This is a genomic window from Nocardia sp. NPDC060255 (assembly GCF_042727395.1).
Lineage (GTDB): Bacteria > Actinomycetota > Actinomycetes > Mycobacteriales > Mycobacteriaceae > Nocardia.
The window spans coordinates 15,380-31,412 of the sequence record NZ_JBHXAU010000005.1; the positions used below are offsets into that span (position 1 = coordinate 15,380).

Below are 16,033 nucleotides of genomic sequence, written 5' to 3' on the forward strand. Positions count from 1 at the left end.
TTGTGTCATCGGTCGCCGAGTATCCGGTTCACGACCTTGCTGATCTCCACGGCCGGACGCGGGTCACACATCTGCGGGTGGCCGATTTCGATGTCGTACTCATCGACGGTGCCGGTGATGTACTGCTTCCAGTGCCCTGCATAGGAATCGTCCGGGTTCAGCGTCGCGTTGAAGAACAGCGCATCGCCGGAGAACACCGGAGACGTGAAGTTGTTCACCATCATTATATGGCTGATCAACGCCGACGCCGACCGTTGCGGCGATTCGATCTCCTGTGGTAGCGGGGGCTCTGCCACCGTGACGAAGTCGCGCCAGTCACGGCTGAAGTCCATCGAGGAGTCCTGAAATTCGGCGGCCCAGTCCTGGTCCGGCCCCTCTCGCAGCACCTTCGCGACCGCCCATGCACAGCTAGACAGCACTTGGGAATCATCAACGGCCCGCCCGTCTTCGGCGACCGCGAACGCGGCGATTGAACTTTCACCGGTCGGTCGTTCGTCGTAGCTCTCAGGATCCGGCTCGAACACAGACGACAACAGATCGACGGCCTTGTCGAGCTGGTAGACCCCCAAGTAGACGATGTGCTGCCACGCCTGGTTCGAACGCAGATGCCAGGTGGCGAGCTCGTGACCCGGCTCCCACGGAAGAGACTGATTGCGCTCGACGGCGAAGACCTGACGCTCGCGGTCGACTCTGTCCACCTTCTGCGGGTTGAACATCTCCGTCGTCAACCAGAAGTCGACGATTCCAGCCCGCCTCGCGTCAGCGCGCCAGACGTCATCCCCGCTCCCGTCCGTCGACTCGGTCTTCAGTAGGTGGCAATCTTAATCTTGATTGCGGCGCAAGTGAATACGCTTTGCCGCAGCCGGGACTCGATGAGCAAGGTCAAGGCGTCAGCGGCGGCTCAGCACTTTGTCGGGAGATCCCCCGATGACCGGTAGATGGTGTTCTTGCTCGATCTCATCATCACCCACGACGCGCTGCGGACCATCGCAGCGCTCACCCAAACGTCCTTGCCAGCCCATAGTTGACCACTCCGCTTCGTCCTGTCAACGGGACGACGCTATCGGTACAGGAATAATTCATTGACGAACGGATAGGTTGTCGGCATACGACACGACTCGTTACGTTTTCCGCGAAAGAAATGTCGCGATCGGTCGATCGCATCACGGCAGCTCTGTGCTGCGATCTTGCCGGAAATATCGAAAGGGTGCGATATATGTTCGTTCCTGCACAATACCGCGAGCCGGACACCTCTTGGCTCATCGACTTGATCCGCCAGTATCCGCTGGCGCAACTGGCGACCAATAATACGACGGCGGATGCGCCCTTTATAACACACTTACCGGCAATACTGGACCCAGCGGCAGTCGAGGAACCCAACGGAGATCTTTCCGGTATCGAACTGCTGGGACATATGAATCGCGCGAACCCGCACTGGCAGGCGCTGCGATCACCGACGCCCGCACTGCTGGTTTTCACTGGCCCGCACGCTTACGTCTCGCCGACCATATACCAGGTCACGCCCGCAGCGCCGACCTGGAATTTCACGGCGGTCCATGTGCACGGGGTACTGGAAACGATCGATTCGCCGGAGCAGACACTCGATGTGGTGAAAGCGACAGTGACCGCCTACGAAAAAGAACTCGGCTACGGCTGGGATATGTCCGAATCCATCGACTACTTCCACAAACTGCTCCCCGGCGTAGGCGCGTTCCGGTTTTCGGTGTCGCACGCCGAGGGCATGTTCAAACTGAGCCAGGAGCAACCGCCCGAAGTCAAGCAGCGAGTGGTGCGATCGTTCTCGGACAATAAGTCCGGACGGCACCACGAAACAGCATGCCTAATGCGGCGGATGTCCGGTGAATCTCTCACGGAGCCGTCCGAAACCAGGTAGTCCAGCAACTCCCCGTCACCCGATAGTGCGGGCGGATCCCAGGTGCCGGGAAGAGCCTTAGTGCGTGGAGATCACCCGGTATCGCTCAAGCCGGTTGAACGAGCGTTCAACAATATTGTGTCGGGGGTAGACGATCGGACCGAACGTCGGCGGCCGCCTGCCCTGCCGCTGGCGATTGGCCCGTTGATCGGCTCGTTCGGCAGTGGTGGCGGCGATGCAACGACGCCGTAGGTAGTCACGGATCGCGCGAGCAGAGTAGCCCTTGTGGGCCAAGCCTCGCCGCGGCCGTCACCGCTGCGCATCGTGATCGCCAACCTCATCGCCGGAGGAACCCCGCCACAATGGCGAGTTCGTCTTCGGCGCCCGGGCGAGTCGACGGTGACCACCGCGACCGAGACTCATCGCTACGGTCCGGCCGTGGCCAGACCGTGGAATAGGTTGCATCCCAGGCTGACTCACCACTCGCCCTGGGCCGCCCAGATCGGGCAACTTCCGGTCATCGAGGAGGCGGTGATCCGGCTCGACATCAGCCGACCGCCCAGCGAGCGATCCCGAAACCCGTATGTAGCGTTCCCGCGTCGACCGGCTCCAGTATCCCGCCGAGCGAATCTGTGCTCGACCACCGCGCACCTACCGGACAGTCATGGCATCCATGCGGCGCCATATCTCCAAGGACTGTTTCCAGGCTTAATGTAACGCCGCCAGGATCACCTTCAAAGTCCGGTCGCGAGCACCCGCTCTACGGCGTCATAATGGCGCTGTAATGGCGTTCCGAGCGATGACGCCGTGCCAGCACACCAGCACGTGCGACTGCGGCTGGCCCGCCGCCGAGCCATCTCATAACGTCGGAAAGAGACTCGAAATGCCCACATTCGATACGCCCGAACGGATCCACACCGTCATCAATCTGCGCTTCGGCCGGATCCGGATCATCGCGGGCGAACGCGCGCCACCGTCGTTGAAGTTCATCCGATGCTGTGGCCGCACAACGCGACACGCGCGAACCGACCGGCAGGACCGGAAGGTTCGCGCGCGGCACTCTAAGTGCACGACTACACGTAGGCGGCCATTTGGTCACCCTTGGTGTCCTCGTTGGAGACCAGCAGCGAGAGCAGGGCCGCGACGACCGCGACTCCGGCACTGACCAGGAACACCGTGTGCAGACCGCTGAGGAACGTCTCACGCGCGGCATGCGCGAACGTCGCTGCGAACTGCGCCGCCTGATCGGCGGGCGCGCCGTTCGCCATCGCCTGCTGGGCGTAGGCAGTCTCCGCCTGGGGTGGAAAGCCGAGCTCGACGAGTTTGAGCGTATCAACGTCGTTCGCCAGCTGATCCACAACCGGCGGCCGACCGCTGCCGAAGGCGTCGTACAACTGGGTCGCGAACCGGGAACTGATCACCGCGGACAGGATGGTGCCGAACACCGCGGTGCCGAGCAGGCTGCCGAGCTGCGACAAGGAATTCTGCATACCCGCAGCGGTGCCCGCCTTCTCCGTCGGCGCGCTACCGACGATCGCCTGTGTCGCCGCGACCATCATGAGGCCGAGGCCGATACCGCTGAGGACGAGCGGCGGACCGAGAACCAGCATCCCGGAGTCGATTTCCAGCCGAAGCAACAGCAGCGACGAGGCCGCGATGCAGAGCGCCCCGACCACCAACGGGCCCTTGACACCGAACTTCTCGGTCGCGAAGCCGCCGATCGGCGCCGAGATGATGAAGGTCAGCGTCAGCGGGAGTACCGCGATCGCCGCGGGAATCGGATCCTTGCCCTGCATTCCCTGCAAGAAGAAATTGAGGTAGTAGATGATCGCGTAGAACGCGAACATCGTGACGATCATCAGCACGCAGCCCACCGACAGCGAGCGGATGCGGAACAGGTCGAGCGGCACCATCGGGTGCTTGCGTTTTGATTGAATCAGGACGAAGGCACCGAGCAGCAGCATACCGCCGAGGAGGTAGCCGAGGGTCTTGACCGATCCCCAGCCGTACTGCTCGCCGTGTGTGAGGGCCCAGACCAGGCTGACGATCGCGAGGGTGATGCTCAGTCCGCCAGGAACATCGAGCGGCTTCGGCGACTTCTCCTTGGACTCATTGATGACGAGAACGGTAAGGATAATGCTGAGGATGCCGAGGGGCAGGTTGATCCAGAACACCCATGGCCAGCTCAGGTGCTCGACCACAACGGCGCCGATAATCGGGCCTGACGCCAACGCCACCGCGGTGACCCCACTGAAGAGCCCGATCGCCGAGGCCAGTTTCTCCGGCGGGAATGCCGCTTTGACCACCGCGAGGGCCGCCGGAATCAGCAATGATCCGAATATGCCCTGCAGCACTCGCGCACCGATAAGCAACTCGATCGAATTGGATACCGCGCACAGCAGCGACGCAACGGTGAAACCAGTGACACCGATGATGAACGACTTCTTGCGGCCGATCTTGTCGGCCAGATTGCCTGCCGGGATCAACAGGCCGGCGAGCACCAAGAGGTAACCTGTCATCACCCACTGCAGGCTGTTCAGGCCTGCACCGAGATCATCGGCGATGGCAGGGTTCGCGACGACGACAACGGTGCCGTCGAGTTGCACCATCATGATGCCCAAGCCGACCGCGACCAGGCTGAGCCACGTCTTCAGCGAGGTTTTGGGGGGGCTCGCCACCGAGGGTGGATCGTCAGCCCGTGATGGCCTACGCTCGTCGACGGTCAATTTACCGGTTTTATCCATTTAAACTCCTATAATTATCACGCGATAACCATCGAGACAATGTTCAGCGCAATCGGATCAAATCGAATAAGTGATCGAGACGTTGCTCGACCAGAAAAATGTTGAGCGATTGCGACACGTGCACAGTGCAGAAACAACCGCGTCGGCCCTTAAATCCCTCCCCTGTTAGATCGATGCACTTGCTCGTTCAGGCGCGACGAATCGCGACGTCACCAACCGTGGTAATGGCACGTATTTCGACCGTCCTGTCGGACGATCCAGGGCCGTCTGCCGGAGTCAGGAAGTTGTGCACGTTGCCCGCCATGGAACGCACGTCGAGCAACGCTGCGGTGCCGGTTCGTACGCCGACTTCGAGCTGACCGACCGACGTGCCGAGAATGATCGAATCGCGTCCCGCCTCGGCGATCCTGATGTCGCCGCTGGCGGTCTTGGCTTCGATGGCAGCGTGCGCCTTGTCGACGGAAATTGAGCCGTTGGAATTCTTGAGCACCGCAGGCCCCAGCAGCTCACGGATCCGGATCGCGCCCGAACTGGTCGTCGCCTCGACCGGGCCCTCCGCCAGGTCGACGGTGATATCGCCGACACTGGTGACCAGGTTGAACGTGCCGGATTCCGCCAATTGGATATCGCCGGTGGAGGTCTTGTAGCGGCAGTCGCCCAACCTGCCGGTAGCCCGGAAAGCGGCGTCTCGCGCTACTCCTGAGATATCTGAGCCCGCGGGCAGCTGAATCGTCACGTCGATCGATCCCGATCTGGCCAGCAAGCCACGGTATCGCGGCGCCTTGACGACCAATGTGCCATCGGCGTAGTAGATCACGACATGTTCGGCGACCTTCACGTCCGCGTCGTTCGCGGGGTCGCTCGGACGCACCTCGACGATGGTGTCGGCGCGCTGGGCGGCTTGCAGGCGAATATCCCCGGTCCCGAGTTCGATGGTCACGAAAATCGGTTCTGGCGTATCGAAAACAGTCACGATCCCCCTACCTTTACCTGACCCAGCCGGCGTAATGCTCGGCACGGCGCGGTGCGCGACGGTCGGGCCGCCGCACGTAATCGTCGGACTCAAGCACCGCGGATACCGACCGAACCAGCCAGGCGTTCACTGACAGCTGCTCGCGCACGGCGGCCTCATCGATTCGGGCCTTCAGATACTCCGGCGGGCGGAAGTTGATCCATGACGCCACTCCCCCTTGCCAGCTCGCCATCTGCGACACCATCAATTTCAGCGATGGCGCCAATTCGGCGTCCGAAGGTTCCGGGTCGTCCGTACCGTCGAAGAAGTGGTCGCTCCACGGCAGCCTCACGACGAAGGTTGAGTCGAAACCGCGGAGCCGGACTTCGACTGACCCCTGGGCCAGCTCAAGGGTGGTTTCCTCCGCAGCAGCAGCCAACACTTTCAACGTGGTCAAATGGATTGCGGACGACAGCTGGGCGATCAGGCGGTCAGCGAGTTCGCGCCCTTCCGCACCGCCCGCCAACGCGGCGACCGCCATATCCCGCTGCAGACTGTCGACGTACCTGCCGATTCTCATGATGCCATTTTGGCACCATTTAGGCCCGCACGCAACCTCCGGACCGAAGATTGGCGCCATAACGATGAGCAGTTCCGTTGGAGCCACTGGTGAGCACCCCCATTCAGCCGACAAGCCGCCATAACGTCATGTGACGCCATGGCGGCTTGTCGGTTTTCTCGAGTCAGACGGCGGCGGCCGTCCGACGCTGCGCGATGGTTACCGCCATCGCCGCGACAGTCGGGCCCGCATAGAGATGCTGCAGTGACAGTCGAACCTCGAACTGGCGGTCGACCATCGCCAGGAGCCGCGTCGCACACAGCGAGTCGCCCCCCAGATTGAAGAACGAGTCGTCCCGGCCGATATCCGGTTTGCTCAGGGCATCGGACCACAGCGCGGCGATCTGGCGCTCGAGACCGTCCACCACCGGGGCCGACTTCTGCCGATCGCCGTCGGGCGCGGCGGCACGCAGCAGGCGAATGGTGTCGACGCGGCCGTCGGCGTGCAGCGGGATATTCGGCATGCGGACCGGACGCAGCGGGACCACCGCGGCCGCGGCGTAGCCTGCCACGGCCGCGCTCACGGCGTCCGGCGCGATCACGGCACCGGCGTACCCGATGAGAATCTCGCTGGCGCGCAACAACTCCGGCGTGACTTCGGCCACGATTATCGGGTGCGTGAAGTCCAGACCGATGATGACATAATGGTGTGGCTGTGCCAGCGCGTCCCACAGGAGCCGTACGCCCGTCTCCGAGTCGAGCGGTCGAAATCCCCGGCCCTGTAGCGGTCCGGTCGACCGCGAGCGATTGACACCGGCGTCTGTCCACATGCTCCACGCGAGACAACGCACCGCACGATCCCGGGTATGCCGCCAATAGTCGGCGAAACCCACCAGGAAACTGTTGGCAGCGGAGTACGCGCCGAACCCGTGTCCACCGAATTCGCCGTTCACCGAGCCGAACAGCACCAGCGACGCGGCCGGGCGCGTCTCGAGCACCTCCGCGATAGCGAGCGTGCCCGACACTTTCGCCCGATACTGCTCGGCGAAACCCGCGGCCGATTCCGCGACGACGGTGTGCTGCTCCAGGCTCTCCCACTGGCCGGTCGGGTCCGCCGCGGCCAGATGGAACACTCCGTCCAGCCCTCGACCCCACCGCGCCTCGGCCGCCCGCACGACTTGCCCCATCGTGTCGCTGTCGGCGATATCGAGTTGGCGGTACATGACGTCACCAAGCGCCGTCAGTTCCGCCAATCGCTCCGCCTTGTCACCCGCTGCTGGTGATCGACCCACCAGCAGCAGTCGGGCGCCGAAGCGGATGAGTAGATCCCGCGCCACGCGGTGGGCAAGGCCACCGAGCCCGCCGGTGATCAGGTAGGTGCCGCCGACGACCAGATACGGTGCCTCGGCAGTGGCATCCGACTCGACGACAGCATCCGACTCGATGACAGGGCGTACCCGTGGCTGCCATCGCCGGTTCTGCCGGGCTGCGATGCTACCGCCGCGCTCGCGATCGACGATTTCCGCGCGCAGTTCCTGCGCGTCATCGTCAGGATTCGACGACAGATCGACTTGGCGGACAACGTGACCGGGTAGTTCCGCGTTGACGGTGCGAATCAACGCGGGGATGGCGCACAGGCCGAGATCCACTGTGTCGCCCGCATCCGCGTGCACGGCGCCGCGAGTCACCACGAGCACGAGTGAGCGCGCGAACTCCGCTCCGCTCAACGCCCCGATGAGGGCGGCGAACTCCGCAGTCACCTGGGTCAGCCGCGCGGATTCGTCCCCTGCCGCGGATAACGGCCACGCAAAGACGATGGTGGAAATGGTGCCGTGGCGCGCCATCGTCAGTGACAGCAGCCGCCGTAGCTGCGCAGGATCGTCGGACGGAACGTGGAACGTGTCGCGAGTTGGTTCGGTCCACTCGGTTCCGCGCGATACCCCGACCACCTGTCCGTCGATCGCGAGGCGGTGAAGGTCGTCCGATTCGGCGAACACCACCGTCGCTCCCGCGCCACAGTCGCTCGGAGCGGCGGGGACCTCGACCCATTCCCGCCGGGCAAACCAGGTATCCGTGGGCTGCCCGCCGAGAGCTCCGAGCACCCGGTCGCCGAACACGCCCGCCCGCAGGTCGGCGACGAAAGCGCTGCGTTGAATCTTGCCGCTACCGGTCTTGTGGAATTCCGCCTCGGTGACCGGCACGAGCACGTCCGGCTTGATCCCCACTTCCCGCACGAGCACGGCTCGCACCTGCGAAGCCGATGCCGCCAACGCGTCGGCGTCCCACCGCAACGGGACATAGAACACAGCCAACCGATCGGAGCCCTCGTCCTGCTCGCGCACCGCGGCGGCAGCAACGAACGTGGTGCGCACGTTGTCGAGTCGGCCCACCACGTCCTCGATCTCGTGGGCCAGATAGTTGACGCCCCGGACAATAATCTGGTCCTTTTTGCGACCGGCGATCACTACCTCGCCGTTGTACACGAACGCGAGGTCACCGGTACGGAACCAGCCCGCCGAATCCCAGGATTCACGCTGTGCCTTCGGGTTTCCGAAGTACTCGCGCATCATGGTCTTCCCGGCGACCATCAGCTCGCCGAGTCGCAATTCCGGCAGCACGTCGCCCTCGGAGTCGAGCACCCGCATCCGTACGCCCGGCATCGGAGGACCTACCGTCGAGAACACCGTCGCATTGCGGGCGCCAGGTTCGACCACCCGGATGTTTCCGGTGAGCGTCGTGATGTCGACGGCCACGCAACCCGCGTCGGAGTTGTTGCGGTTCTGCCTGGTGAAGGTGACGACCGAGCAGGTCTCCGCCATACCCCACATCGGGCAGACCGCATCCTCGCGAAGGCCGTGTGGTCCCAGCAGTTGCAGGAAGCGGTGGTTGGTCGCGGGGATCACCGGCTCCGCCGCGTCGCCGAAGTACCGCATGCAGGAAAGGTCCCATGCCGCGGCCCGCGTCCGGATCTGCTCCGCGTGCTCGTTGACGAGGGCGAACGCAAAGTTTGGTGCCCAAGTGTCGGTCGCCCGATACCGGTGGATCCAATCCAGCCAGCACAACGGGTCTGCCAGGAAATGATCGGTCGTGGCGTTGACGTGCAAGCAACCGAGGAACACGTCGCGCACGTTGTACATCACGAAGCTCACGTGGTCCAACGGCATCCACGTCATGCTGACGTTGGTGGCGTCGAGATCACGGGCCTGAATATCGGCGAACGAGCGTTCGGTGACGCTGGCGTGCGTGTGCTGCACACACTTCGGCACGCCGGTGCTCCCCGAGGTCAGCAGATTGAGCACCGGGGTCTCACGGGTAACTTCGTGCCATGCGGTATCCGCCGGGTTCTCTACCAGTTCGGCAACGGTGAGAACGCGCACCTCCGGCTCGTCCCAGAGGGTCCGTACGTCCGCCAGAGCTATCGCGGTGGCGGTGTCGGTCAGCAGCGCGGGCCGACCCAGCAACTGCCAGGCGTTGTGCAGCTTCCGGTTCATATCGTTCGGTGCCTGATAGTCGGGTGCGACGGCGACGGGTGTCGGGACGAACCCGCCGAGCACGCACGCCCAGAACGCGGTGGTGTAATCGCGATGATCGGCGAAGATGAACAGCGCCGCGTCGCCGGGTCGCAGACCTGCCGCCCGCAGCCCGGCCAGCACTTGTTGTGCCTCGTCCAGCAGTACCGGGAAGGCCTGCATTTCGTCGGGGCGGCCCTGTCGGATGAATATCGTGCCGCGCTCGGGTGCCGTGGCAGCGGCTCGCCGCAACGCTTCCTGCAGGTTGCGCGGAGCGTCCGGCGGGTAGTGCACCGCGCCGCCGTCGAGATCCGCCATCGCTGCCTCGCCATCGATGAGCTCGGGCATTGGCAGCGAACTCGGTGACGCATCCGCTGCCGCCGCCATGGATACGCTCGCGCGCACCACCGCGACAGCGTCATCGACGCCGGGGACGGCGCGAACGGCGTCGGTGATCTCGGCGAGCGTCTCGTTGTCCGGGTAACCGTTGATTCTCATTTCGCCGCCCCCGCCGCGAGAGCCTCGCGGGCTTGCGCACCGACGAACGAGACGAGATCGGCCAGCGAATCCATAAAATAGAAGTGCCCGCCGGTGAACCGCCGCATGGCAAATGTCGCGGTGGTCTGTTCACGCCAACCCCGCATGCTCTCTTCGGGTGCACGTGGATCCGTCGTGCCGACCAGCGCCGTGATCGGGCAATCCAGGGGCGTATCGGGTTTCGACAAATGCGGCTCCCACAGTACGAAGTCGGTGCGCACCACCGGCAGCACCGCACTCATCACGTATTCATCGGCCGCGATCTCGGCATTGATGCCGCCGAGTTGGACCAATTCTTTCCGGAACGCGTCGTCCGGGAGCCGGTACAGTTCTTTACCAGCGCGCACGCCAGGTGACGGTTGTCCGGAGAGGAACAAATGACCGAGGCCGGACTGTTCTTGCGCACGCAATTCTTTGGCCACCTCGTAGGCCAATGCCGCACCCGTCGAATGTCCGAAAAACGCGAAGGGACGGTCCAGTATCGGTGCTATGCCCTCCGCCACCGCTCGGACCAGAGGCTCGACCTCGGTGAAAGGTTCCTCGGCCACCCGATCCTGTCGTCCAGGTAGCTGCACCGCTACTAATTCGATATCGTCGGGCAACCAAGCGACCCAGTCCGCGTAACTGGACGCGCCGGCTCCCGCATGGGGAAAGCAGATGAGTCGACCGCGGACCTCAGGCCGCCGCGCGCACCAAAAGTATGGACTCTCCGGAATCAGTCCGCAGTTATGAACGACCATGGGCTGCCACCTACCTCACGAGTTTCTATTTCGCATGCATATTGCCGACCGGCAGACCGCAGGCGGTTACCGGTTTATGCCGGAAATTACGACCTGCGCGATCTCACTCAATGTGCCACCCGACAGGATTCTCAGTCAATAAATAGGCTGCCGAAATTACCCGTATGTCGAATTTGAAACGACTGAAGCGATGTCCCGTCGACGGGACATCGCTTTATCAGCCACGCTCGCCGGTCCGCGGCACTGAGTGGCGGCCCCGGAAACCGCTCGAGAGGGAGCAGTCTCCGGGGCTCGCCGAATCGGCTCCGACGCGGGACCGAGGCACCCGCACCGGACCGCGGCACTACCGGTTAGACCACCCAACCTGTGTAGCGTTGGGCGTCGCGCGGGCGGCTCCGCACCGCACGCCGTTCCGGGCGTTGGGCGCGGGCATCGAACTCGAGGACTGCGGACACCGCCCGGACCAGCCAGGTATTCACCGACAGCTGTTCCTGACGGGCCGCCTGCTCGATCCGAGCCTTCAAGTATTCGGGCGGGCGGAAGTTGATTCGGGAGATCGCGCCCTCGTCGCCGCCGATCGGCGCAGGTGCGATGACGGCAGGCAAGTGCGGAGCCGAACCGGGCTGTCTCTCGGCATCTTCCTCGAGCTCGCCGTCGAATACCTGGTCCGCGGGCAGCGTCACGACAAAACTCGGGTCGAGCCCACGCAGGCGAAGCTCGACCGACCCTGGCACCAGTTCTCGGGTTATCTCTTCCGCAGCGGTCGACAGTACGTCGAGCAGCATCAGCTGAACGGCCGAGGAGAGTGGCACAAGGAGACGTTCGGCATGTTCGCGCGCCTCCGCGCCACCCGACTCAGCCGCAGCTGAGAGCTCTCGCAGCACCTTGTCGACATGCCACCTGAGTTCCATGGCGCAATTATGGCATCAATTTGGCTTCTGGCCCAGGTCCCGCGAATTCCGAGGCCGCTTCGCGACTGCGCAACCCGCCCTCGCCCCGGCGGTCGGTGACGGACTGGGCAATCTCACCACTGCGCACGGCGATATTCGACAGCAGCGAAGCCGACAGCCCGTGCGTGTGCTCGGTGCCACCCTGCAGGTAGATACCGCAGGCGAGGTCCGGTGTCGTCGCGACTCGGTAGTCACGTTCGACCTGATACTGCCCGAACTGATCACGCAGGCAGTAGCGGTCGAGGTCGCCGAGGAGACTCGACGGGTCCATCGCGTCGTAGCCCGTCGCGCAGACCAGCGCGTCGACGTCGAGATCGCGTGATCCGCCGTCCTGCAGCGACAACAGGCGGACCCGGGTCCCGGCTCCGTCATGCTCGACGCCGAGCACGCGCGTCAGATTGAGGAAGTTCAGGCGCACCGAATCGGACAAGGATTCCTCGTACGAAAGCCGGAACAGATCGTCGATCACTTCATCATCGACCACCGAGTAGTTGGTGTTCTTGTGGTACTGCCAAAACGCCTCACGGGTGCGTGCGGTGCCGAAGTAGTAATCATCGACTGCGATCGGGTCGAAGATCTGATTGGCAAAAGGCGTATCGTCGGCAATCGAGTACCCATAGGCGGGGATGATCGAGTACACCGTGGCATGCGGCAGGGCGGTATGCAGGAACCGAGTGATCTCGGCGGCGCTCTGCCCAGCCCCGACCACTCCGACCCGAGTCAGCTGCTGCGGATCGGCGCGTTGGAACTGTGCCAGGAATTCGGAGCTGTGCCAGACGGTCTTACCGCGCTCAGCGCCCCTCGGCATGCGTGGGACAAGGCCGGTGGAAACGACAATGTTGCGGGCGCTGACCTGGCGTCTGCCATGCGGTGTCCGGACCAGCACCTCCAGGTGCTCGGCTGGGCCCGATTCGGCATTGCTTGGCAGCCGGACCTCGCAAACCTCGGATTCGTAGAACACGCGGTCGGTGAAACTGGACGCGGCCCACTCCAGATACTGGTGGAACTCACGGCGCGTGGGGAAGAAGCTCTGCTTGTTGGAAAACTTCGCCAGCCGGTCAGACGCGTGCAGGAAGGAAACGAAGCTGAACGGTGACACCGGATTCCGGAATGTCGCCAAATCCTTCAAGAACACTACCTGCATCGTCGCCGATGGCAGCAACATGTGCCGGTGCCATCCGAATGTCGGCTGTCGCTCGAAGAACAACGCGCTCGATCGCTCTCGCAGATTCAGTAGCGGTTGTTCCTCCAGCGCAATAGCCAACGCCAAATTCGACGGTCCGAATCCAACACCGACAACATCATACATTTTATCTCTTTCATGCAGGGACAATGCTCCCCCTCCGAACAGGCGAGATGGCGGTCGAATTTTTAACAAGCATACCCGGCGCCACCCATTGCGACATATAGCTCAGCTTAACGCCGCACTGTCCCGGCGGCAGGACAGAACCGTTCGATCGAAGCACGAAAACCGCATGTCAACCTCTCCGAATGCGCTGATGCTGTGGGAAACGAACAACGGACGAACACGTGCGGATAACTAGAGCTCGGAATCTAGATCGGTATGCTTCAGGCAGATCCAATGGATTCCGGACGACGTGGTCACCCCTTTGCGAATCAGCCAACTGATTCCGGGCACATACACCGGACGGAACGGTAAGTACAGGAATCTTTCGCATCGTCGAGTATGCACCGAATGAGTGCGTAACGTTCGGATGTCCGGTCGACAGGACACCTGGAGTAACACACTCTGCCCTGCCCGGATCAATTCGCAGACAGGCGAATTGAACTCGCTGTTCAGGAGGACTCAATGACACTTTCCCCGATTGCCAGATCGCCTTTCTCGGCACGGGCCGAAAGGCTGCCGAACACCGGCCTTGGCGAGGTGTTCCTGATGTCGTATGCCGCGCAAGTGGATCTGGCGATAGGCACACCACGCTTTCCCGATACCACCGATGAACTCATCACCGCGGCGGAACGTGCGATGCGGGATGGGCGCAACCAGACCGAACTGCCGTTCGGGGACCGACCCCTGCGTCAGTACGTCGCAGGCCGGTTCAACGCGCCGACCGACCCGGACACCGAAATCACCATTACCGTAGGTGCGACGGCTGGGTTGACCGCCGCACTGCTCGCGAGCGTTGACCCGGGCGACGAGGTCATCCTGCTCGTGCCGGGGTTCGACCAGTTCTTCGACACCGTCGCACTCGCCGGCGCGACACCACGATTCGTGCGCCTGCGCGGCCCGGAATGGCGCTTCGACCCGGCCGAGCTTGCTGCCGCGTTCTCGTCGAGGACCCGCGCGATCGTGCTCAATACACCGAGCAACCCCACCGGACGCGTGCTGACTCGCGACGAACTCGACCAGATCGCGGCGCTCTGCGAGAAGTGGGATGTCACGGCCATCTGCGACGAGGTGTATAGCGCCTTCGTGTTCGACGACCGCCCCTATCTGTCCGTCGCCGACGTGCCGGGACTCGCGGAGCGCAGCATCGTCGTCGGCTCGCTATCCAAGAGCCACGCGCTGAGTGGCTGGCGGCTGGGGTACTTGCGGGCCGACCGCAAGCGCACCGAGGTGCTGCGGCGGGTGCATTACCTGACGACCTTCAGCGCCGCGGTGCCGCTGCAGGCCGCGGCCGCCGCCGCGGCCCCGGCGCTGGATCTGTCGAAGGTCCTCGTGCGGATGACCGAGCGCCGCGACCTCGCCCAGCAGATCTTCCATGACTACGGGATGGAGTTCGCGCAGGTCGAGGGCGGCGTCTTCATCTTCGCCGAGATCAGCGCCCTGACCGGAAAGCGCTACGGTGGTATGCCTTTCGTCCGTGAGCTGATGGAGCGCACTGGGGTACTCGTGGTGCCGGGCACCGTATTCTTCGACGACCCGGCCGAAGGCGACCAGTACGTCCGAATAGCGTTCAACCGACCACTCGAGACGCTGCGGGCCGCACAGGACCGGCTCAGCCGTACCGCGCCGCAGCCGGAGCGCGCCCGATGACGACTGCCCACATCACCGACCTCGGCCCGCTGCCCGACTTCCTCGACAAGCACGACGATGCCGACATGCTCGCCATACCCACACCGGGCGGCACCGCGTGGCTGGTGCGCGACTATTCGCTGGCCCGACGCGTGCTGGCCGATCAGCGGTTCAGTCGGGCCGCGGCCGCCGCACCGGGGAATACGAAGGCTGCCGACGTGCAGCCCACCGCAGCCTCGATGATGAGTATGGACGGCGCCGAACACCTACGGCTGCGACGCGTCCTCACCGGCGCGTTCAGCCCTAAGCGAATGACCGCGTTGACCCCGTCGATCGAAGCACTCGCCGACCGGTATCTCGACTCGATGATCGCCGCCGGTCCGGTCGTCGATCTGATCGCACACGTCGCGACGCCGATGCCGCTCAGCGTGCTCTGCACGCTGCTCGGGGTGCCCCGCGAGGATCACACGCTGTTCAAGGACTGGGTCGACGTGCTGTTCGACCTGTCCGTCAGCACGCCGCGGGAAAAAGCGCGCAGGCGCCTCGAGATCTCCGCTTACATGTCCGACCTGATCACCGCGAAACGCGGGACCACGGACGAGGACGTGCTGATGGACATGATCCTCGCGCACGACGAGGGCCGGATGTCGGTGTCCGAGTTGCTCACCATGGGCCTCACGCTCCTGATGGCCGGGTATCAGACGACCGTCGGCCAGATCGGGGTTGCCGTGCACGCTTTGCTGTCGAACCGCACGGCCTACGAGGCGCTGCTCAACGATCCCGGCCTGCTCGACGGCACCGTCGACGAATTGATCCGGCTCACGCCGTCGACCCCGCTTGCCTTTATTCGGGTTGCGGTCGAACCGCTGCCGCTGGGCAGCGTCGAGGTCGCGGCGGGCGACACCGTCATCGTGTCGCTGCTGCACGGGAACCGGGACGGCGCCGCATTCCCGGATCCCTTACAGCTGCACCCCGATCGCGACGGCAACGGCCATCTGACGTTCGGTTACGGACCACACCGTTGTCTCGGCGCGACATTGGCGCGCCTGCAGCTCCGGATCGTGCTCGACCGATTGCTGAACAGGTTGCCGCGGCTGCGCATCGCCGACTGCCCCGATGCGGTGGTCTGGATGGACGGGATGGCCGTGCGCGGCCTCTCACAGTTCTTGGTCGAGTGGTAACAGGCGAATGCCCGC

Annotated in this window: 11 protein-coding genes; 3 read left to right on the forward strand and 8 right to left on the reverse strand. The window is 63.8% G+C overall.

The features are described from left to right. Positions 1-5: 5 nt before the first annotated feature. Positions 6-728 (reverse strand): hypothetical protein, encoded by a 723-nt coding sequence (locus ACFWF1_RS12050; protein WP_379285187.1) that lies wholly within the window; start codon positions 726-728, stop codon positions 6-8. 413 nt (positions 729-1,141) lie between these two features. Between ACFWF1_RS12050 and ACFWF1_RS12055 the strand changes: the two genes are divergently transcribed. Beyond that, positions 1,142-1,894: an FMN-binding negative transcriptional regulator gene (locus tag ACFWF1_RS12055; protein WP_379285186.1), complete on the forward strand. Its 753-nt coding sequence runs from the start codon at positions 1,142-1,144 to the stop codon at positions 1,892-1,894. Positions 1,895-2,946: 1,052 nt separating this feature from the next. Here the strand turns inward: ACFWF1_RS12055 and ACFWF1_RS12060 are convergent. The 7 genes from ACFWF1_RS12060 to ACFWF1_RS12090 form a co-directional block, all read right to left on the reverse strand. Next, entirely contained in the window at positions 2,947-4,551 is a 1,605-nt protein-coding gene (locus ACFWF1_RS12060; RefSeq protein ID WP_379285185.1) for an MFS transporter, read from the reverse strand. A gap of 253 nt (positions 4,552-4,804) precedes the next feature. Further along, on the reverse strand, positions 4,805-5,590 hold the full coding sequence (locus ACFWF1_RS12065) for a DUF4097 domain-containing protein (protein WP_379285184.1): 786 nt from the start codon (positions 5,588-5,590) through the stop codon (positions 4,805-4,807). Positions 5,591-5,603: 13 nt separating this feature from the next. Next, the gene (locus ACFWF1_RS12070; protein ID WP_379285183.1) at positions 5,604-6,149 is read right to left on the reverse strand and encodes a hypothetical protein; all 546 of its coding nucleotides are present in this window, start codon (positions 6,147-6,149) and stop codon (positions 5,604-5,606) included. A gap of 163 nt (positions 6,150-6,312) precedes the next feature. Then, positions 6,313-10,134, reverse strand: a complete 3,822-nt coding sequence (locus tag ACFWF1_RS12075; RefSeq protein ID WP_379285182.1) for an SDR family NAD(P)-dependent oxidoreductase — start codon at positions 10,132-10,134, stop codon at positions 6,313-6,315. Then, entirely contained in the window at positions 10,131-10,913 is a 783-nt protein-coding gene (locus ACFWF1_RS12080; RefSeq protein WP_379285181.1) for a thioesterase II family protein, read from the reverse strand. Before ACFWF1_RS12080 ends, ACFWF1_RS12075 begins: the two co-directional genes overlap by 4 nt. 350 nt (positions 10,914-11,263) lie before the next feature. Further along, positions 11,264-11,824, reverse strand: coding sequence for a hypothetical protein (locus tag ACFWF1_RS12085; RefSeq protein ID WP_379285180.1), 561 nt, complete (start codon positions 11,822-11,824; stop codon positions 11,264-11,266). Between the two features lie 7 nt (positions 11,825-11,831). After that, the gene (locus tag ACFWF1_RS12090) at positions 11,832-13,172 is read right to left on the reverse strand and encodes a lysine N(6)-hydroxylase/L-ornithine N(5)-oxygenase family protein (RefSeq protein WP_379285179.1); all 1,341 of its coding nucleotides are present in this window, start codon (positions 13,170-13,172) and stop codon (positions 11,832-11,834) included. Between the two features lie 501 nt (positions 13,173-13,673). Between ACFWF1_RS12090 and ACFWF1_RS12095 the strand changes: the two genes are divergently transcribed. Both ACFWF1_RS12095 and ACFWF1_RS12100 read left to right on the forward strand, forming a co-directional pair. Beyond that, entirely contained in the window at positions 13,674-14,858 is a 1,185-nt protein-coding gene (locus ACFWF1_RS12095) for a pyridoxal phosphate-dependent aminotransferase (RefSeq protein WP_379285178.1), read from the forward strand. Further along, positions 14,855-16,018, forward strand: coding sequence for a cytochrome P450 (locus tag ACFWF1_RS12100; protein WP_379285177.1), 1,164 nt, complete (start codon positions 14,855-14,857; stop codon positions 16,016-16,018). Before ACFWF1_RS12095 ends, ACFWF1_RS12100 begins: the two co-directional genes overlap by 4 nt. Positions 16,019-16,033: the final 15 nt, after the last annotated feature.